Annotated in this window: 19 protein-coding genes; 8 read left to right on the forward strand and 11 right to left on the reverse strand. The window is 66.3% G+C overall.

Translation table 11 applies throughout. From position 1 onward, the window contains the following. The 6 genes from AB4Y99_RS02815 to AB4Y99_RS02840 form a co-directional block, all read right to left on the reverse strand. Positions 1–1,126: mandelate racemase/muconate lactonizing enzyme family protein (locus tag AB4Y99_RS02815; protein ID WP_441522284.1), on the reverse strand; the 1,126-nt coding region annotated here is incomplete at its 3' end. A 4-nt stretch (positions 1,127–1,130) separates the two neighbouring features. Continuing rightward, positions 1,131–2,057: a dihydrodipicolinate synthase family protein gene (locus AB4Y99_RS02820; protein WP_441522285.1), complete on the reverse strand. Its 927-nt coding sequence runs from the start codon at positions 2,055–2,057 to the stop codon at positions 1,131–1,133. A 563-nt stretch (positions 2,058–2,620) separates the two neighbouring features. Continuing rightward, the gene (locus AB4Y99_RS02825; RefSeq protein WP_038365605.1) at positions 2,621–3,352 is read right to left on the reverse strand and encodes an ABC transporter ATP-binding protein; all 732 of its coding nucleotides are present in this window, start codon (positions 3,350–3,352) and stop codon (positions 2,621–2,623) included. Beyond that, on the reverse strand, positions 3,339–5,120 hold the full coding sequence (locus AB4Y99_RS02830; RefSeq protein ID WP_133563654.1) for a branched-chain amino acid ABC transporter ATP-binding protein/permease: 1,782 nt from the start codon (positions 5,118–5,120) through the stop codon (positions 3,339–3,341). The genes AB4Y99_RS02825 and AB4Y99_RS02830 overlap by 14 nt, the downstream gene beginning before the upstream one ends. After that, positions 5,117–5,992 carry a branched-chain amino acid ABC transporter permease gene (locus AB4Y99_RS02835; RefSeq protein WP_038365609.1) on the reverse strand — a complete coding sequence of 292 codons (876 nt, stop codon included), beginning with the start codon at positions 5,990–5,992 and terminating at the stop codon, positions 5,117–5,119. The genes AB4Y99_RS02830 and AB4Y99_RS02835 overlap by 4 nt, the downstream gene beginning before the upstream one ends. A gap of 174 nt (positions 5,993–6,166) precedes the next feature. Next, on the reverse strand, positions 6,167–7,321 hold the full coding sequence (locus AB4Y99_RS02840; protein WP_038365612.1) for an ABC transporter substrate-binding protein: 1,155 nt from the start codon (positions 7,319–7,321) through the stop codon (positions 6,167–6,169). Between the two features lie 191 nt (positions 7,322–7,512). Here AB4Y99_RS02840 and AB4Y99_RS02845 point away from each other — a divergent pair, with 191 nt between their 5' ends. Continuing rightward, positions 7,513–7,956 carry a type II 3-dehydroquinate dehydratase gene (locus AB4Y99_RS02845; RefSeq protein ID WP_038365614.1) on the forward strand — a complete coding sequence of 148 codons (444 nt, stop codon included), beginning with the start codon at positions 7,513–7,515 and terminating at the stop codon, positions 7,954–7,956. Positions 7,957–7,987: 31 nt separating this feature from the next. Here the strand turns inward: AB4Y99_RS02845 and AB4Y99_RS02850 are convergent, their stop codons facing one another. Further along, positions 7,988–8,650, reverse strand: a complete 663-nt coding sequence (locus tag AB4Y99_RS02850; protein WP_441522286.1) for a TetR/AcrR family transcriptional regulator — start codon at positions 8,648–8,650, stop codon at positions 7,988–7,990. Positions 8,651–8,863: 213 nt separating this feature from the next. Between AB4Y99_RS02850 and AB4Y99_RS02855 the strand changes: the two genes are divergently transcribed. The 7 genes from AB4Y99_RS02855 (at position 8,864) to AB4Y99_RS02885 (ending at position 14,262) form a co-directional block, all read left to right on the forward strand. Continuing rightward, positions 8,864–9,532: an amino acid ABC transporter permease gene (locus AB4Y99_RS02855; RefSeq protein WP_112763223.1), complete on the forward strand. Its 669-nt coding sequence runs from the start codon at positions 8,864–8,866 to the stop codon at positions 9,530–9,532. A 7-nt stretch (positions 9,533–9,539) separates the two neighbouring features. Then, positions 9,540–10,181 (forward strand): amino acid ABC transporter permease, encoded by a 642-nt coding sequence (locus tag AB4Y99_RS02860; RefSeq protein WP_038365618.1) that lies wholly within the window; start codon positions 9,540–9,542, stop codon positions 10,179–10,181. A gap of 56 nt (positions 10,182–10,237) precedes the next feature. Next, positions 10,238–11,065, forward strand: a complete 828-nt coding sequence (locus AB4Y99_RS02865; protein WP_441522287.1) for a transporter substrate-binding domain-containing protein — start codon at positions 10,238–10,240, stop codon at positions 11,063–11,065. Between the two features lie 67 nt (positions 11,066–11,132). Continuing rightward, positions 11,133–11,864 carry an amino acid ABC transporter ATP-binding protein gene (locus tag AB4Y99_RS02870; protein ID WP_112763266.1) on the forward strand — a complete coding sequence of 244 codons (732 nt, stop codon included), beginning with the start codon at positions 11,133–11,135 and terminating at the stop codon, positions 11,862–11,864. A gap of 31 nt (positions 11,865–11,895) precedes the next feature. After that, on the forward strand, positions 11,896–12,345 hold the full coding sequence (gene aroQ / locus AB4Y99_RS02875; protein WP_038365623.1) for a type II 3-dehydroquinate dehydratase: 450 nt from the start codon (positions 11,896–11,898) through the stop codon (positions 12,343–12,345). A 34-nt stretch (positions 12,346–12,379) separates the two neighbouring features. Next, positions 12,380–13,435, forward strand: a complete 1,056-nt coding sequence (locus AB4Y99_RS02880; RefSeq protein WP_441522288.1) for a Gfo/Idh/MocA family protein — start codon at positions 12,380–12,382, stop codon at positions 13,433–13,435. Further along, entirely contained in the window at positions 13,432–14,262 is an 831-nt protein-coding gene (locus tag AB4Y99_RS02885; protein WP_142022686.1) for a shikimate dehydrogenase family protein, read from the forward strand. The genes AB4Y99_RS02880 and AB4Y99_RS02885 overlap by 4 nt, the downstream gene beginning before the upstream one ends. Positions 14,263–14,322: 60 nt before the next feature. Here AB4Y99_RS02885 and AB4Y99_RS02890 read toward each other — a convergent pair whose 3' ends face one another. From AB4Y99_RS02890 to AB4Y99_RS02905, 4 genes are all read right to left on the reverse strand, one after another. Next, a complete protein-coding gene (locus AB4Y99_RS02890) occupies positions 14,323–15,390 on the reverse strand; it encodes a Gfo/Idh/MocA family protein (RefSeq protein ID WP_441522289.1) in 1,068 nt (355 codons plus the stop codon). A 100-nt stretch (positions 15,391–15,490) separates the two neighbouring features. Next, entirely contained in the window at positions 15,491–16,105 is a 615-nt protein-coding gene (locus tag AB4Y99_RS02895; protein WP_441522290.1) for an EthD family reductase, read from the reverse strand. Positions 16,106–16,155: 50 nt separating this feature from the next. Continuing rightward, positions 16,156–18,675 carry a branched-chain amino acid ABC transporter ATP-binding protein/permease gene (locus AB4Y99_RS02900; RefSeq protein WP_441522291.1) on the reverse strand — a complete coding sequence of 840 codons (2,520 nt, stop codon included), beginning with the start codon at positions 18,673–18,675 and terminating at the stop codon, positions 16,156–16,158. Then, positions 18,672–19,541 (reverse strand): branched-chain amino acid ABC transporter permease, encoded by an 870-nt coding sequence (locus AB4Y99_RS02905; RefSeq protein ID WP_038365633.1) that lies wholly within the window; start codon positions 19,539–19,541, stop codon positions 18,672–18,674. The genes AB4Y99_RS02900 and AB4Y99_RS02905 overlap by 4 nt, the downstream gene beginning before the upstream one ends. Between the last annotated feature and the right edge of the window lie 199 nt (positions 19,542–19,740).

Consider the following 19,740-nt stretch of genomic DNA (forward strand, 5'->3'; position numbering starts at 1 on the left):
CGCCCAGCCCCGGCCCGGTCGGCAGGCTGTAGAAGCCTTCGCGGCAATCCATGTCGCCGGTGAGCAGGCGCCGGTTCGGCTCGAAGATCGAGTGCTGGTATTCGTGACAGCTCACCGCCGAGAGCGCCGCGCTGGCATGCAGGCTCGCCGCCATGAACAGCCCCATGCCGATGGTTGCGTGCGGGATCACTGCGAGATTGTGCGCCTGGGCGTATTGCCCGATGCGCATGAACTCGGTGACGCCCTTATGGCCCATCTCCGGCTGGACGATGGCGCAGGCCCGCCGCGCCACCCGCGGCACGAGATCGTAGACCGTGCGCCATTCCTCGCCGGCCGCGACCGGCGTCGAGACGCGGGCGGCGACATGGGCGAGGCCGTCGACATCCTCGGGCTTCACCGGCGCCTCGGCGAACCAGAGGCCATGCGGCTCCATCGCCCGGATGGCGGAGACGGCCTCCTCGGCGGTGTGGACCCAATGCATGTCGCAGGCGATGCGGGCCTGGGGCCCGAGCCGTTCGCGCAAAGTCGCGATCTCCGCGACATTGCCGTCATCCGCGACGGGCGCCGCGAATTTGAAGCTGTCGAAGCCCTTCGCCTGCCATTCGGCGGCGAAATCGGCGCGCTCGGCCCGGGTGCGCTTGGGCAGGCCCGAGATATAGGCCGGCAGCCGCTCATGCCGCCTTCCGCCGAGCATGGCGACGAGCGGCCGGTCGGCAAGGCGGGCATTCAGGTCCCAGAGCGCGATGTCGATGGCGGCGAGCGCATCGAGATAGAAGCCGCCGGTATAGCCGCGCACCCGCATCAGATCGTAGAGGTCTTCGTGGATCACGACGACGTCCTGCGGCGAGCGGCCGACGACATACGGGCCGAGCAGATCGTCGATGATCGCGATGGCGGCGCCCGGCGCGACGATGCCGTAGGTCTCGCCCCAGCCGACAAGGCCGCCGCTCGTCTCCAGCCGGATCACGACGGTGCGGTCCATGGTCGGATAGACCGTGCGGTTGCCCTTGCGGACGATGTAGCCCTTCTCGTTGATGCTCTCGCCGGGGCGCGGATCGCCGAGATAGACGGTCTCGCGCGGGATGGTCAGCGTATAGACATCGACCTTGGCGACACGCTCAGTCATGGCGCTATTCCGCCGCCTGAAGCGAGGCGGTCGGCGCAAGCAGGTCCGCGATCCGTCCGAGCCAGGCGTCGACCTCGGCCCGGTCGACCGCGTCGAAGGCCGGGAGCGGCGCTCGGCAGATCTGGTTCGACAGGATGCCGCGGCGGGTCAACACGTATTTGGTGAAGGCCATGCGCAGATTGGCCTGGATCAGCAGCAGCGGCAGGGTGCGCATATAGAGGTTGCGAGCCGTCTCGACCGCCCCGCTGCGGAAAGCCCGGTCGAGCGCCGCGTGGATATCGGTGAATTCGGCCGCCGGCATCGCGCCGCAGGCGCCGCGGACATATTCGTCGATGATGTAGCGGGCGCCGCCGCCGCCGATCACGCCCTTCAGATGGGCTGGCTTGCCTTTCAGGATCGCGGTGATCGCCGGCCCGGCGGGAATCGTCTCTTCCTTGAGATAGGTGATGGCCGGGTTGCCGCGGACGATCTCCAGCAGCACGTCGGGCTTGAGATCGGAGCCGCGCGGGGCGGGCGCGTTCTGCAGGACGATCTCGATCCCCGGCACCGCTTCCGCGATCTCGCGGTAGAATGCCGCGACGGCTGCTCCATCGACGCCGACGGATTTCGGCGCCTGGATCATGACATGGCCGATCCCGAGCGCCTGTGCCTGCCTGGCATAGCCGATGGCTTCTGCCGCAGACGGCGCGCTCGCACCCGCGACAACCGGCACACGCCCCGCGACGGTGCGGACGACTTCGCGGAGCAAGATCTCCCGTTCTTCTGCCGAGAGATTGTCGACCTCGCTGGCGAAGCCCGGAAACACCACGCCCGCCGCGCCGGCGCCCAGCGCGAAGGCGGTCACGCGCCCCAGTGCCGCGGGGTCGATCGCGCCACTGGCGGCAAAGGGCGTCGGCAGGACGGGAAGGATGCCGGCAAGTGCTGATGTCATCGGATGGTCCAATATATGGATCAATTGTTTTCTTATTTGGATCTTACGAAGCGAGGCCATGAAGCGTCAAGCGCGGAAATGCCACCGCGCAGCAAGCCGATGCGCCGGCCGGCTGTCCGGCAGCTGTCCATGCGTGGAGCTATTGGCTGGAAGGAGCGCGCAGAACCACCGTCATCCCCGGGTTTGACCCGGGATCCATGCCGGAACGCCTACGGTGGAAGGTTCAGGATGGATTTCGGCTCTCTGCATCGCAGCGGGCGGGATGAGCTGCGCTCCGACGAGAGGGAGCGCGCGAAGGAGCTGCGCGCTCAAGTGCTTATACGTTCAGACGGTCGACCGGCGGGGAGGGCGATTGTTTGGAGATAACGGAGCGTTTGTCGCGCAGCTCCCATCATTCGGGACGAGCCGCTTCAGCGGCGCCGATCCGGAGTCCATCCTGGAACGCGGCGCTCGACGATGGATTCCGGGTTTCCGCTACGCTGCGCCCGGAATGACGGCACATTGTCTGGCCGGAATCAGTCGGTGATCTGGAGGCTTGAGGGCCCTGAACGTGGCGGCCGGACTCAGGCCGCAGCCGTTCGTCCGCCGAGATAGGCGGCACGGATTTCCTCGTTCGACCAGAGCTGGTCCGGCGTGCCCGAAAGCACGAGCTTGCCGGTTTCGAGCACATAGCCGCGATCCGCGACCGAGAGGCCCATCCGGGCGTTCTGCTCGACCAGCAGCACGGTCGTGCCCCGCCGCCTGATCTCGGCGATGATCGCGAAGACCGCCTGGACGATGACGGGGGCGAGGCCGAGCGAAGGCTCGTCGAGCAGCAGGATGCGCGGCTTCGCCATCAGCCCGCGCGCGACCGCCACCATCTGCTGCTGACCGCCCGAGAGCGTCCAGCCGAGCGCATTGGAGAAGCGGCGGATGTCGGGGAAGAGGTCGAACATCTCGTCGGCCTCCCGCTTGATCTCGGCGGTTTTCATGCCGCGCCGGTTGGAAGCCCCGAGCATGATGTTCTCGCGCACGCTCAGGCCCGGAAAGACGCGTCGGCCCTCCGGCACATGGGCGATGCCGCGGCGGACGATCTCTTCGGGCTTCAGCCCGACGATCGACTGGCCCTCGAAGAGGATGTCGCCCGAGGCCGGCTTCGCGAGGCCCGAGATGGCGCGCAAGGTGGTCGACTTGCCGGCTCCGTTCGAGCCGAGCAGCGTCACGACCTCGCCGGCCTCGACGATGAGCGAGACGCCGTCGACGGCTTCGACTTCGCCGTAGCGGACGACGAGCGATTTGAGTTCAAGCAGCGACATCGGGACCCGTCCCCAGATAGGCGGCGATCACATCGGGGTGTTTGAGCACGTCGGCCGAATAGCCGTCGGCGATGCGGCGGCCGAAGTTCAGCACGGTGATGTGCTGCGCGACCTCGCTCACCAGCGTCATGTCGTGGTCGATGATCATGATGGTGAGGCCGCGCGCCGAGATGCGTTTGAGCAGGTTGCGCAGCTCCACCTTCTCCGAAGAGTTGAGGCCCGCGCCCGGCTCGTCGAGCAGGAGCAGGACGGGGTCGCCGGCCAGCGCCCGGGCGATCTCGACCGCGCGCTGATGGCCGTAGGAGAAGCTCGCCACCACCTCGTTGGCGCGGTCTTCCAGGTCGACGAAGGCGAGAGCCGCCCGGGCTCGCGCTACCACGGCTGCGGGATCGTTCGCGACCGGGTTTCCGGGCCGTTCGGCACCGACCATGACGTTTTCCAGTGCCGTCATCGAGCGCCAGAGGCGGATGTTCTGGAAGGTGCGGCCCAGCCCGGCCTTGGTGCGGGCGTGCGGCGGCAGGTTGGTGATGTCCTGCCCGTTGAGGGTGACGGTCCCGGCCGTGGCGCGGTAGAGGCCGGAGAGGACGTTCAGCGTCGTGGTCTTGCCTGAGCCGTTGGGGCCGATCAGCGCATGGACCCCGCCGCGCCTGATCGTCAGATCGACCTCGTCGACCGCCTTCAGCCCGCCGAAATGCTTGGAAAGGCCGCGCACCTCCAGGACGGTCTCGGAGCCCTCGCCGCCGCCCGACAGCGGAAGCGCCAGGCCGGAGCTGACTGGGAGGACGGCGCGCTTGAAGCGGTCGAGCCGGCCGCGCAGATAGCCCCAGATGCCGTCCGGCATGAACAGCACGATCAGGATCACCGCCGCGCCGTAGATGGCGAGATAGAGACCGGGAATGCTCTTGAGGAAGCGCAGCCATTCCGGGATCAGGATCAGCAGCCCCGTGCCGATGACGGCGCCGATCGGCGAGGCGACGCCGCCGAGCAGCACCATGGTGAGGAACACCACCGATTCGGCGAAGGAGAACTGGTCCGGGCTGACATAGGAGAAGCCGCCGGCGAAGAGGCCGCCGCCGATGCCGCCGAGGACGGCGGACAACGCGAAGGCCGTGACCTTGGTCCGGTAGACGTCGATGCCGGCGACGCCCGCGGCGAGCTCGTTGTCGCGCACCGCCCGCATGGCGCGGCCCAGCCGCGTGTCGCGCAGGCGCCAGACCAGATAGCCGAGGATGCCCAGCACCGCGATGCACAGCGCGAGATAGGCCGAGCCGTCGCTGAAGAGAGGCGGGCGCGGGATGGCGCGGACACCGTCGGGCCCCTTGGTGACGGGGATCCAGTTGATCAGGACGAGGGTGACGATCTGCTGAAACGAGATCGTCACCATGGCGAGGTAATGGCCGCCGAGCCTGAGCGTCGAGGCGCCGAGCAGGGCGCCGAAGCCGGCGGCGATGCCCGTGCCGATCAGGAGGCAAACCCAGAAGTTCAGGCCGTAATCGGTCTGGCCGAGGCCGACCGCATAGGCGCCGAGCCCGAAGAAGGCGGCCTGGGCCAGATTGATCTGGCCGCAGAGCCCGAGCACGATCGTCAGGCCGAGCACGGCGACGGCGTAGGTCGTCGCCTGCATCGAGATGTTGAGGATATAGCCGGTCTTGGGGACGACGATGGCGAGCGTCATCGCGACCAGGACGAGCAGGACATAGGCCGGGACGCCCCAGCGCAGGCGGGGGCGGATATCGCCGGCAGTCGCGGTGGTTTCGGTCGTGCTCATGCTTTTTCCGCCACGCGCTCGCCGAAGATGCCCTGCGGCCGGAAGATCAGGAAGGCGATCAAGACCAGGAAGGCGAAGCCGTCCTTGTAGGGCACCGAGATGTAGGCCGCCCCGAAGGTCTCGATGACGCCGAGCGCGAGCCCGCCGATGATMGCCCCGGTCACGTCGCCGAAGCCGCCGATGATGGTGGCGGCGAAGGCTTTCAGCGCGATGGTCGCGCCCATGCCGATCGAGACGAAAAGCACCGGCGCGACGAGGATGCCGGCGATGCCGCCGATCACGGCCGAGTAGATGAAGGTGATCATGATCATCACCGCCACGGGGATGCCGAGCAGCGAGGCCATCTCCTTGTCCTGCGAGGTCGCCTGCAGCTTCTTGCCGAGCAGCGTATGCTCGAAGAACCAGTATTGCAGCGCCACCAGCAGCGCCGTCACGACGATGATGAGCAGATACTGGTTGTCGAGATAGACCGGGCCGAGCATGAAGCCGGGCGTGTCGAACCAGCCCGACAGCACCTCGGGCTCCGGCCCATGGATCGCCAGCGTCGTGTTGGCCATGAAGATCGAGGCGCCGATGGTCGAGATGATGACCGGCAGATAGGTGCGGTGGCGCAGCGGATAGTAGACCGCGCGATTGAAGACCGCGCCGAGCGCCGCCATGCCGAACAATGAGACGATGAAGGCGAGCCAGTAGGGCAGGCCGATCTTGACCGAGAAGACCACCATCAGGAAGGCCGCCACCATGGAGAACTCGCCTTGGGCGAAGTTCACGACGTTGGTGGCCCGGAAGATCAGGACGAAGCCCAGCGCGACCAGCGCATAGACCGAGCCGATGCCGATCCCGGTGAAAAGAAGCTGAAGAACGAGATCCATCTGTCTACCGCGCTGGCGTTGAAGCGATCGGTTCTCCGCGGTGAACGGTTTGGCCGTTCGCCGCGAAAGGCGTGACATGCGATGCGTCGGGCGTTGCCAAGCGGGGCTCGCGATCCGAGCCGCGCTTGGCGGCCGGCTTCCCGGCAGGAGCAGGGAAGCCGAGCAGCCTGCGGATCAGCCGAGATTCGGCGTGAAGTCGATCCGCTTGTCGAACTTGATCTCGCCCTTGTCGTTCTTGACGATGTTATAGCCGTGCAGGCCGTCACCGTTCTTGTCGAAGTTGTATTCGCCCTCGGCGCCCTTGTGGCCGCGGATGGCAAGCATCGCCTCGCGGACCTTGTTGGGCTCGGTGGAGCCGGCCTTGTTCATCGCCATCGCCAGGCAGGTGACGGCGTCGAAGGTCCAGGACGACTGGTTGTCCGGCGCGACCTTCCGCACCTCGCGATAGGCCTTGCCGAAGGCCTTCGAGGCGTCGCTCGAATCCTCGGCATAGTCGGCGACACCATAGGTGTTGTAGAGCGCCGGCCCCGCGAGCTTCAACGCCGAGACGTTGACGATCGACGGCGAGCCGACCCAGGGGATGTTGACGCCGAGCTGGCGCAATTGCCGGGCGAAGATGCCGAGATCGGTCTCGAAGGTGAAATAGGTGCCGAGGATATCGGCGCCGGACTGCCGCACCGCCAGCACGACCGGCGTGAAGTCCTGGCTCTGGTTGGCATAGCCCTGGTCGAGGGCGAGCGTCGCGCCATTGTCGGGCAGGGCCTCGGTCAGCGCCTTGGCGCCGGCCGTGCCGAAGGCATCGGTCGAATGGACGATCGCCCATTTCTTTTTGCCGAGTTCCTTGCTGCCATATTGCGCGATCACCTTGCCCGAATAGGAATCGTTCGGGCGGAAGCGGAAGAGCCAGGGATTGCCGAGCTTGGTCAGGTTCGGGTCGGTGCCGCCGAAGCCCACCGGCTTGCCGATCTTCAGCATGTCGGGCGCCATGGCGTGCATCTGCGTCGAGCGGATCGAGCCGAGGAAGGCGACGATGTCGGGTTGGCTGGCGAGCTTGGAGAAGGCGAGCACCGCACCGGGGTTGGTGGTCTGGTCGTCCTCGAAGATCAGCTCGAGCGGCTTGCCGAGCACGCCGCCGGCCTTGTTGACCTGCTCCAGCGCGATCTTGGCGCCGGTCTGGGCGAAGGAGCCGGATTCGGCGGCCGCGCCTGTCATCGGGACGACCATGCCGATCTTGACGGTGGCGCCCTGGGCGTAGGCACTGCGTATGACGGCCGGAGACACAATGGTGCCGGCAAGAGCGGTCGTGAACCCGCGACGGGTCAGGTGCATCGCTATCCTCCCAATTTAATGGATTAGATCGGATCTAGCCGCCCGATTGCCACCATGATGAATCATCTGCGCGCCGGTCTAAACCGCGTCTCTCCTCATTCTTTAGTCTATGCCGAACCTTGTTCCTTCCGCCCCCGCTGCCGTGATCAGTATGGGCGGATAGCGACCATAGCACCTTTGGAGTGACCGCGTTGAGCAAGCCCATTTTCGTCCTGAACGGCCCGAACCTGAATCTGCTCGGCCAGCGCGAGCCACATATCTACGGCACGACGACGCTGGCCGAGGTGAAACAGCTTTGCGAGGAGAAGGCGCGCACGCTGGGCTACGAGGTCGATTTTCGCCAGACCAATTTCGAGGGCGAGTTGGTCGAGAGCGTGCATCAGGCCCGGCAGGAAGCCTGCGGCATCATCATCAACCCGGCCGGCTACAGTTTCACCTCGGTGGCACTGCTCGATTCGCTCAAGATGTTCGATGGCCCCAAGATCGAGCTGCACATCTCGAACATCCATGCGCGGGAAGCGATCTATCACAACTCGCTGGTCTCCCGCACCGCGACGGCGGTCATCGCCGGGCTGGGCGTCGCAGGCTACGCGCTCGCCATCCAGGCTATGGCGGGGCTCGTCGAGCGGAAGTAGGGGCCCGCAAGACGGCCAGATCGCCGGTGCTTCAGCGCCGCAGCATGCCCAGCACGGCCGCCACGGTCATGCTGCGGCGCCGGGCAAGGGCCTCCGGCTCGCACATGTCATAGCCGAAGACTTGGCCGACCGTCGCCCGATGCGAGACATTGTAGATGCTGAGCGCGCTGATCGTCAGGGAGATGTCGAGCGGCTCCAGGCCGGGCTGAAACAGCCCTGCCGCGACACCACGCTCGTAGATGCCGCGGGTCACCTCGACGACGGAGCTGTTCAGGCCGGCGATGGTGCGCGAAGCCTTGAGATTCCGGGCATGATGCACGTTCTCGACCATCACCATGCGCACGAAATCGGGGTTCTCGACATGGTAGTCGAACGTGGCTTCCGCCAGCCGCGCCATCGCCTCGACCGGCGGCAGCGAGCCGAGATCGAGGCTGCGCTCGAAACTGCGGATGCCTTCATACATGGTTTCGAGGACGGCGCGGTAGAGCCCCTCCTTGTCGCCGAAGTAATAGTAGATCATCCGCTTGCTGGTCGCGGTCTTGGCCGCGATATCGTCGACCCTGGCGCCGCTCAGGCCGTTCTCGACGAATTCCGCGCGAGCGACCTCGAGAATGTTGCGGCGCACCCCTTCGGGATCCTGGGTCCAGGAGGCCTGGCGCCGCTTTTCGCGCGTGGTGATGACCGGGCTCGTCACGCTGCCGCTCTTGTCGAGCGAGCGTGACGGCGAGGGCCGGCCACGATGAAATGAACGGGGCGGTACATTGCGCTTGACCAATTGAACTAGCCGGTACATTTATCACTTCGCTGCGATGGTGCAAGCTGCGCGGTGTCCGGTGCCCGACAAGAGGCGCCGTCAGGGAAACGCCACGGATCGACCCAAAGAAGGTCGGCCGCCCAGGGAGAGAGAATGAACTACAAGCTCGACTTCACGCCCGTGATCGAGGGGCTGCCGGACCTGTTGCTGGCGTGCCTCGGCACCTTCGGTCTCGCTCTGGGCGGTATGGCGCTGGCGATCGTGATCGGTGTCGGTGGCGTGATCCTGCGCGATTCCCGCTTCGCTCCCGTGCGTTGGCTGATCAAGGGCTTCGTCGAGCTGGTCCGGAACACGCCGTTCCTGGTGCAGATCTTCTTCATCTATTTCGCGCTGCCGCTGGCGGGTGTCCGGCTCGATCCGACGCCGACGGCGATCATCGCGCTCGGTCTCAATGGCGGCGCCTACGCCATCGAGATCATCCGCGGCGGCGTGCAGTCGATCAGCAAGGGCCAGATCGAGGCGGGGCTCGCGCTCGGCCTGCACAAGGCCCAGGTCTTCCGGCTGATCGTGCTGAAGCCGGCGCTGCGCGCGATCTTCCCGTCGCTGACCAGCCAGTTCGTGCTGCTGACCCTGTCGACCAGCATCTGCTCGGCGATCTCGGCTTACGAGCTCACCTCGGTGGCGCAGCGGATCGAGTCCGACAGTTTCCGCTCCTTCGAGGTCTACGGCACGATCACGCTGTTCTACCTCGTGATCTCCTGGGTGATGATGCGCTTCTTCGACGCGATCTCGACCCGTTACTTCAGCTATCCGGTGAAGTGAGGGCGCGATGGGATCGAACGAATTCCTCTTCCTGCTCACCGGTCTCAAATGGACCGTGCTGCTCTCGCTCGTCGGCTTCGTCGGCGGTGGCGTGTTCGGGCTCGCGGTCGCGCTGCTGCGCACCTCCGGCATCGCTCCGCTCGAACGGGGTTCGAGGAGCTACATCTCGCTCTTCCAGGGCACGCCGCTCCTGATGCAGCTCTTCGTGGTCTATTACGGGCTTGCCCTGGTCGGCTTGAAGCTCGATGCCTGGGTCGCCGTCGCGATCGGCTTCACGCTGCATGCCAGCGCCTATCTCGGCGAGATCTGGCGCGGTTCGATCGAGGCCGTGCCGAAGGGGCAGACCGAGGCCGCCAAGGCGCTCAGCCTGCATTACGTCTCGCGCATGAAGGACGTCATCCTGCCGCAGGCGATCCGCATCTCGCTGCCGGCGACGGTCGGTTTCCTGGTCCAGCTCATCAAGGGCACGTCGCTGGCCGCCATCGTCGGCTTCACCGAGCTGACCCGGGCCGGCAACATCATCTCCAACCAGACCTTCAAGCCGCTGCTGGTCTTCGGGATCGTCGGCATCCTGTATTTCCTGATCTGCTGGCCGCTCTCGCTCTACGGATCRCATCTGGAGCGCCGCATGGCCGTCGCATCGCGCTGAGGCCGACAACACGTTCACCGCAGAAGCCCAACCACCAACGACAGAGGGAGAGAAACATGACCAAGACCACACGCCGCAGCATTCTTGCCGCCGGTGCCGCTGCGCTCGCGCTGCCCGCGCTGCTCGGCAGCCCGGCCCAGGCCATCACCCCGGCCGAGATCAAGGCCCGCGGCAAGATCATCGTCGGCATCCAGGGCGACAACCCGCCCTGGGGCTTTGTCACCAGCGCCGGCAAGCAGGACGGCCTCGACGCCGACATCGCGACGCTCTTCGCCAAGGAACTCGGCGTGCAGGTCGAGTTCGTGCCGCTCGAGGTCAACAACCGCATCCCGGCGCTCACGACGGGCCGCGTCGACGTGCTCTTCGCCACCATGGCGATGCTGCCGGAGCGTGCCAAGGCGGTGCAGTTCTCGAAGCCTTACGTCGCCAATACCATCGTGCTGATCGGCCCCAAGAAGGACAAGATCACCACCAACGAGGATATGGCGAAGTACACCATCGGCGTCGCCAAGGGCGCGGCGCAGGACACGCAGGTCACCAAGAATGCCCCCTCCGGCACCACCATTCGCCGCTATGACGGCGATGCGCCCTCGATCCAGGCGCTGGTCTCCGGCCAGGTCCAGGCGCTYGGCGGCAACATCTTCTACATSCAGCGYATCGAGCAGGGCCGGCCGGGCGAGTTCGAGAACAAGCTCGAATTCCAGAACCTCTACAACGGCGCCTGCACCCGTCTCGGCGAGAAGGAGATCAATGCGGCGATCAATACCTTCATCGACAAGATCAAGGCCAATGGCGAGCTGCAGAAGGTCTACGACAAGTGGATGAAGGTKCCSGTSCACAAGTTCCCSGACAGCCTCGAAGGCATCWCCTTCWCCGCRAGCTGAACCAGCACTGATCGGGAACAGGGCCATGAACCAGCCTGCCGCGCAAAACACCGCCGCGACGGACGCCATGATCGCCATGGCGCATGTCGAGAAATGGTATGGCGACTTCAAGGCCCTGACCGACATCAACCTCGCGGTCCGCAAAGGCGAGCGCATCGTGCTTTGCGGGCCGTCGGGCTCGGGCAAGTCGACGCTGATCCGCTGCATCAACCATCTGGAGAGCTACCAGAAGGGCGAGATCAGGGTCGGCGGTACCAGGTTGGGCGACGATGCCAGGACGATCGACGCGGTGCGTCGCGAGGTCGGCATGGTCTTCCAGCATTTCAACCTGTTCCCGCACATGACCGTGCTGCAGAACTGCATGCTGGCGCCGATGCGCTCGCTCGGCGTGAGCAAGGCCGATGCCGAGGCCACCGCCCGCAAGCTGCTCGGCCGCGTCAAGATTCTCGAACAGGCGGAGAAATACCCGGCGCAGCTCTCGGGCGGCCAGCAGCAGCGCGTCGCGATCGCGCGCGCCTTGTGCATGAAGCCGAAGGTCATGCTGTTCGACGAGCCAACCTCGGCGCTCGACCCCGAAATGGTCAAGGAGGTGCTCGACACCATGATCAGCCTCGCCGAGGAGGGCATGACCATGATCTGCGTCACCCATGAGATGGGTTTCGCCCGGCAGGTGGCGAACCGGGTCATCTTCATGGCCTCGGGCGCGATCGTCGAGGAAGCGCCGCCGCAGGAATTCTTCAGCAATCCGCGCCATGAACGGACGCGCCAATTCCTCGGCGAAATCCTGCACAAGCACTGAACCTCTCAGAACCAGCAACGGACCGCGATCGATGTCCCGTCTCGTCTATGTCCTCAACGGACCGAACCTCAATCTGCTCGGCAAGCGCCAGCCGCATATCTACGGCCACGAGACGCTGGCCGATGTCGAACGCGACTGCCGCAAGCTGGCGGAGGAGCTGAAGCTCGAACTGCGCTTCCACCAGTCCAATCGCGAATACGAGCTGATCGACTGGATTCATGAGGCGCGCGAGGACGGCGCCGGCATCGTCATCAACCCGGCCGCCTTCACCCATACTTCGGTCGCGCTGCTCGATGCGCTCAACACCTTCGAGGGGCCGGTGATCGAATGCCATATCTCGCAGGTGCATAAGCGCGAGGCCTTCCGCCACCATTCCTATGTCTCGATGCGCTCCGACGGCGTGATCGCCGGCTTCGGCACCCAGGGCTACCAGCTGGGCTTAAGGCGCATCGCGAAGCTCATCGACGACGCAGCCAAGTGATGGCGGGCAGGCACGGATTCCAACGGAATTGAGCATGGCACCGGTCAAACTCGCAGTCATGGGCGCCGGCCTGATCGRCCGACGTCATGCCGAGCATGTCGCGCGGGAGCCGGGCGCGCTGCTTTCGGCCATCGTCGACCCCTCCGAGGTCGGGCGCGATCTGGCCGAACGGCTCGGCACGCGCTGGCATCGCAGCCTCGGCGATCTGATTGCCGCGGACAGGCCGGAGGGCGTGATCATCGCGACGCCGAACCAGCTCCATGTCGAGAACGGGCTGGAAGCGATCGAGGCCGGCATCCCCGCCATTGTCGAGAAGCCGCTGGCCGACGATCTTGCCGGCGCGGCCCGTCTCGTCGCAGCCGCGGAGCGGGCTGGCTTACCGCTGCTGACCGGTCATCACCGCCGCTACAATCCGATGATTGCCAAGGCGAAGGAGATCGTCGAGAGCGGCCGGCTCGGCCGGGTGCTCGCGATCCAGGGCCATTTCTGGCTGATGAAGCCGGACGACTATTTCGAGGTCGGCTGGCGCCGCGAAGAGGGGGCAGGGCCGATCCTGCTCAACCTCATTCACGACGTCGATCTCTTCCGCCATCTCTGCGGCGAGGTCGTCTCCGTGCAGGCGCTGAGCTCGAATGCGGTGAGGGGGCACGCGGTCGAGGAGACGGCTGCGATCCTGCTGCGCTTTGCCAACGCCGTGCTCGCGACCGTCACGGTTTCCGACACCATCGTCGCGCCCTGGAGCTGGGAGCTGACGACCGGCGAGAACCCGGCCTATCCGCAGCAGGACCAGTTCTGCTACCAGATCGGCGGGACGCATGGTTCGCTCACCATCCCACAGCTCGAAATCTGGTCGAACCGCGACAAGCGGAGCTGGTGGGAGCCGCTTGTGCGCGAGCGCGTTCCCGTCGTTCCGGACGACCCGCTGGCGCGCCAGATCCGCCATTTCTGCGATGTGATCCGCAACGGCGTCGCACCGATCGCCTCGGGCCGCGAGGGCCTTGCCACGCTCACCGTGATCGACGCCGTCAAGCGGGCGGCCCGCTCGGGCGAAACCGTCGTCCTCACCGAGCCGGCGGCGAGCGCAGCATGATCACCGGAACCACACGGCTCATCGCCCATCTCGGCTACCCGACCGAGAGCTTCAAGGCGCCGATGATCTACAACCCCTATTTCGAGCGCGAGGGGATCGACGCCGTCGTCGTGCCGATGGGCTGTCGGGCCGAGGACTATCCGGACTTCCTGAAGCTGGTCTTCCGGCTTTCGAATGCCCATGGCGCGCTGGTGACGATGCCGCACAAGGTCACCACGACCGGGCTCGTCGACGTCCTGCTGCCGACGGCGGCGATCGCCGGCGCCTGCAACGCCGTGCGTCGCGAGGCCGATGGCCGCCTGACCGGCGAGATGTTCGACGGCGAGGGCTTCGTGCGCGGCGTGCTGCGCAAGGGGCGCGCCATCCCCGGCAAGCGGGCGCTGGTGCTGGGCGCCGGCGGCGTCGGCTCCGCCATTGCTGCGTCTCTCGCCAAGGCCGGCGTCAGCGAGCTCGGCCTCTACGACATCAACGCGGCCGCAGCCAAGGCGCTGGGCGCGCGGCTTGCGCGCTACTATCCCGCGCTCGGCGTGTCCCTGGCATCCAATGATCCTGCCGGCTTCGACATCGTCGTCAATGCCACGCCGCTCGGGATGAAGCCGGGCGATCCGCTGCCGCTCGACATCGCCCGGCTCGATGCCGCGACCTTCGTCGGCGAGGTGGTGATGGCCGAAGAGATCACGCCGTTCCTCGCGGCGGCGCGTGCGCGTGGCTGCGAGGTCCAGGTCGGCAAGGACATGCTGTTCGAGCAGATCCCCGCCTATCTGGAATTCTTCGGCTTCCCCTCGACCACGGCCGAGGATTTGCGCAGCGTCGCCCGGCTCGGCTGAGTGCGTCCCTTCCATCTCCAATGTTGACTCTGACGGCGCCGTCGCGGCTGCGGCTGCCTGTCAGGCTGGAAGTCGGACGGTGCTGCCGCTTTCGGACGCCGTCTTGACGGCGAGCGTCGCCTCCAACGTGCGCAAGCCGTCGCGGCCGCTGATGATCGGCTCTTCCTCGCGCAGGGAGACGGCGGCGAAATGCCGGGCCTGGCGGCGATAGGAGCTCTCGGCGCTGATGGCGAGCTTGTCCTCGCTCAATTCGCTGAGCCAGCCGGGCTCGCCCGCGCCGCGATAGCTGAAATGGCGGACATCCGGCAGGGTCAGCGAGCCTTCCGAGCCGGCGAAGACATGGGAGGAAACCTTCTGGCGTTTCAGCTTGTCCGCCGTGTCCGACATCTGGTCGAATTCACCGGAGGCCAGGTCCCAGCTGAAGGGCGAGGCCGCCGTGTCGGAGAGGCTGATCGTGCCGAGCGCGCCGTTGCGGAAGCGCAGCAATACGGCGGCGGTGTCCTCCACCGGGAAGCCACGTACCGTCGAAGAGCTCAGCGCCTGCAGGCTGTCGATTTCGCCGAAGACATAGCGGATCAGGTCGATCTCGTGGATCAGGTTGATCAGGATCGGGCCGCCGCTCGCGGTGTCGCGACGCCAGCCGAGGTTGAAATAGCTCTCCGGCTTGAGCTGCGTGTAGATCACGGTGGCGATGGCCGGCTTGCCGATGAGGCCGTCCGCTATGGCCTGGCGCACCGCCCGGACCGCCGGATTGTGCCGGCGGTGATGGCCGACCAACACCGGGACATTTTTCGCCTCGGCGGCATCGCAGAGCCGGCGCGCCGCCTCGACGCTTTCGGCGATCGGCTTCTCGACGAGAACCGCGATGTCGCGGGCGATGCAGTCGAGCGCCATGGGGACGTGCTGGTCGTTGGGCGTGGCGATGACGACGCCGTCAAGGCGTTCGGCCTCGATCATCGTGCGATGGTCGTCATACGCTTTGACGTTGCGGCTGGCCGCATGGTCGCGTGCGGCCGGCGTGGGATCGGAGATCGCGACGACCTCGGCATTGTCCGTCTCCTGCAACACCGCAAGATGGGTCTTTCCGATCGTGCCGAGGCCGATGATCCCGATCCGTGCGCGCGCCATGATGTCCTCCGATGTGATCTGTGAACTTGAAGGTTGGGAAACGATTGCAGCCCACGACGGCCCTTGCATGGGCGGTCCGGACAGGGAGCCTAAGCGGCCGCTAGACGATCCTGACCGTCCGCACCCGGACGATACCGAGCTTTGCCGTCCCCTCGGACATTGCGGCGATCTGCAGCGCGGCTCGGTCCGCGCCGGCGACGTCGCTGAAATAGAGATGGAAGAAGCTGTCGACCCGCTGGCTCGCCCCCTCGGAGCCAGGGCGCGGGATCGTCGAGGCGACATCGTCCCGGATGGACTGGACAAAGCCCGGCAACCGCCGCAACGCGGTCTCGATAGGCTCCAGCCCGGCCCGGTCGCCGCCATGCGCCGCAAGGACGATGAGCTTGCCTTGCTCCTCGGCCATGCGGATGCTCGAAGCTCCGATCACGTAGCCGGTGGTGTTCCCGAGAAACTGCGGCTCGTCGGCCCTGACGGCCCGCACCGTCTCGGCGGTGAAGGCCTTGTCCATGGCGGCGGCATCGTCGAACCCGAGCTCCACGATGCCGCTGATGCGGAAAGGCGCAGGCTCGTACACCGCCTCGACATGGTTCTGCACATAGCTGCGGATGGCGGGGAGGCGGGCGACCAGCGGCCCATGCCGCTCCTGCCAGTGATGCGAGAAGAAGGCCGGATCGTCGCCGGGCCTCTTTTCGAGAATGGACATGCGTTTGAACATGGCATGGTCCTCATGCCGGGAGAGGCCGAGGCCTCTCCCGCGTAGCCGCCTCAGGCCGCCACGGATTCATCGGCCTGGACCACGCCGAGCAGCCTGGCCTGCAAGGCATGATCCTTCTCGAGATCGCCGGCGTCGCCGGCGAAGGCGATGCGGCCGTTGACCAGGACCACGGCCCTGTCGACGATCGGCAGCACGGTCTCGGCATGATGCTCCACGATGACCATCGCGACCTTGCCGCGCAGCTTGACGAGCGCCGCCATCACCTCCTCGACGACCGCGGGGGCGAGCCCCTCGAAAGGCTCGTCGAGCAGGACGAGCTTGCTCGGCACGACGAGGGCGCGCGCGATCGCGACCATCTGGCGCTCGCCGCCGGAGAGGTTCTCGGCCTTGGCCTTCTGCCGGGCGCGCAGGCGCGGGAAGAGCTCGAAGCACTGCTCGATGCTCAAGCCCCCGGCGCGCTGGGCGATCTGCAGGTTCTCGACCACCGTCAGGTTGGGAAAGAGCCGGCGCCCTTCCGGCACCAGCGAGATGCCGAGCCGATTGATCTCGTAGGGCTTGCGCGCGCCGATATCCGTGCCCGCGAAGCTGAGTGAGCCTGCGTCCAGCGGCAACGTGCCGGTCAGCGCCCGCAGCAGCGTGGTCTTGCCGACGCCGTTGCGGCCGAGCAGGGCGATTGCCTCGCCTTCATGGACCGTGATGTCGACCCCGTTCAGCACCGTGCTGCCGCCATAGCCGACGGCCAGCCCCTTGGCTTCGAGCAGGGGCTTGCCAGCGGCATGCGCCTTCCGCTCGATCGCGGGCGGCGCCTTGGCCTCGCCCTTGGCTGTGCCGAGATAGGCGGCGATCACCTCCGGATTGCGCGCGACCTCGGCGGGCTTTCCGTCGGCGATCATCCGGCCCTGGTGCAGGACGGAGATGCGGTCCGAAATCGCCAGAACCCGGTCGATATCGTGCTCAATCAGGAGCACGGCGTGCTTCTTCGACAGGTTGCGGATCAGCTCCGCGACGATCTGCCGGTCGGCCTCGGCCAGCCCGGCGAGCGGCTCGTCGAGCAGGAGCAGCTTGGAATCGATCGCGAGCGTGACGGCGATCTCGAGCAGGCGCTTGGCGCCGTGCGGCAGGTTCATGCAAGGCTCCGCCGCCCGGTCTGCGAGCCCGACCGCATCGAGGATCGACCATGTCCGCTCGTTCAGCGGCGCGATGTCGTGGGCGTCCCTGAAAAAGCCGAGCGCGCCGTGCCGCTGCGCCTGAACCGCGACCCGGACATTCTCGAAGACCGAGAGGTTCGGGAAGATCGAGAGGATCTGGAAGGAGCGGCTGATGCCGAGCCGGGCGCGGGCATACATCGGCAGCTTCGTGATGTCCTTGCCCTCGAACAGGATCGTGCCTCCGCTCGGCGGCAGGACGCCGGTCAGCATGTTGTAAAAGGTGGTCTTGCCGGCGCCGTTGGGGCCGATGATCGAGTGCAGCACGAAGGGGCGCACCTCGAGGTCGATCTCCTTGGCGGTCACCAGGCTGCCGAAGCTCTTGCTCAGCTTGCGCGTTTCGAGCACCGGTTTGTCAGGGTCCATCGCCTGGGCCGTGCTCTCATAGGGCTCGATCACGGCGGGGCGCGGCGGGATGGTGTTGCGGGTCAGCGTCCAGCGCTCGTTGCGGCGCAGGCGCTGCACCAGTCCCTGAATGCCCTCGGGGGAGAAGAGCGCGAAGACGATGATGATCGGCGCGAAGATCAGCCACCAATTCTCGGTGATGGCGGAAAGCCGGTTCTCCAGGACGATGAAGGCGATCGCACCCCAGAGCGGCCCGAGGAAATGATGCACGCCGCCGAGCACCGTCATCAGCAGCGAGTCGCCGGCGCGCTGCCAGCCGAGATTGTTGGCATAGACGCCTTGCAGCATCAGCGTCAGCAGGGAGCCGGCATAGCCGACGAGGCCGGCCATCATGACGAAGGCGAGGAGCTTCACCAGATAGGTGTTGTAGCCGAGGCTGCTGGCCCTCTGCTCGTTGTCGCGCACCGCCTGCAGGACGCGGCCGAACGGCGCATGCACCAGCCGCCAGAGGAACCACATGGCGAGCAGCACCGTCGCCAGCGCGAAGAGATGGAACTGCATCTCGGTGTGGAAGCTGGTGCGGGGCACGCCCTGAAGGCCGTTCTCGCCGCCGGTCACGGCCGTCCATTTATAGGCGACCTCGAAGGCGATCTGCGAGCAGGCGAGCGTCAGCAGCGAAAAATAGAGGCCGCGCCGGCGCAGGATCAGCGCGCCGAGCACGGCTGCCAGCGCCATCGAAAGCAGCACGGAGAGGAGCAGGGCCGCGATGTCCTGCTTGACCGGCCCGAGAAGCAGCAGGGCGGCGAAGTAGCTGGCGCAGCCGAAGAAGACGGAGGCTCCGAAGGGCACCAGCCCGGTATAGCCGACGAGCAGGTTCACGCCGGCGCCATAGAGCGTGTAGATCGCGATCTGGGTGATCAGGTTGACTGGGGCGCCCTGGGCCATCCAAGCCAGGGTGAGCCCTGCGAAGACGATCGCTATCCAGAGGATCGGGCTGGTCAGGATGGAGCGGAGTCTCATTCGAACCTCTCCCAGCGCTCGCCGAACAGGCCGCGCGGACGGATGAGCAGGATGGCGGCCATCAGCACGTACATCGCGGCGCCTGACCAGACCGGGGCGAACTGGATGGTCATGGCCGTGGTGATGCCGACGAGAAGGCCGGCGATGATCGCGCCGGAATAGGAGCCGAGCCCGCCGATGGTGACGATGACGAAGGCGGGCATGATGGCGCCTGAGGCCATGCTGGGGATGACCGTCCAGAGCGGCCCGGCCAGCATGCCGGCCAGCCCCGCCAGCAAGCAGCCGATGCCGAAGACGCCGGAAAGCACGATCGGCAGGTTGATGCCGAGCAGGCCGACCATTTCGGCATCGCGCGAGCCGGCGCGGATGATCCGCCCGAAGGGCGTGAAGCGCAGGAAGGCCCAGAAGCTGATCAGCGCCAGCACCGTCACGATCAACACCGTCATGCGGTATTTCGTGATCAGGATCGGTCCGTATTCGACGAAGCCGGAGAGGATGGCCGGCGGGCTGAACGGAACCGGGGCGCCGCCGAAGATGAGCCGCAGGATCGCTTCGGCCAGTAGGGCGAGCGCGAAGGTCAGGATCAGGCCGAGCAGCGGCTCCTTGCCGTAGAGCTGCCGGATCAACGTCATCTCGACGACCATGCCGATGGCGCCCACGATGAGCGGCGAGAGCAGGGCGGCGGGCCAGCCGAAATCACGGGCGAGCACCAAAGCGAGATAGGCGCCGATGGCGAAGAACGAGCCGTGGGCGAAGTTCACGATACCCAGCATGCCGAAGATGATCGACAGGCCGATCGCGATGAGAACGTAAAGAAAGCCCAGGATGAGGCCGTTCACCGCCTGGGAGATGATCATGTCGAGCATGGCATGGCCCCTCCCGCGCCGGCACGGATCGGGCTGCCGGGCGGGGAAGGCGCCACGTCAAAGACGTGGCGCGGAATGAGAGGGTCGCGAGAGCCGCGGTTTCGCCGGGTTGCCGCGGCTGGCCGACGGCGCCTTGGAGCGGGATGCGAAAAAGCGGGAACCGGTTTTTCGCGAGAATCCTGCTCTGGCTCCTTGGTGA

The sequence above is a fragment of the Allobosea sp. TAB14 genome (genome assembly GCF_052113865.1).
Lineage (GTDB): Bacteria > Pseudomonadota > Alphaproteobacteria > Rhizobiales > Beijerinckiaceae > Allobosea > Allobosea spartocytisi.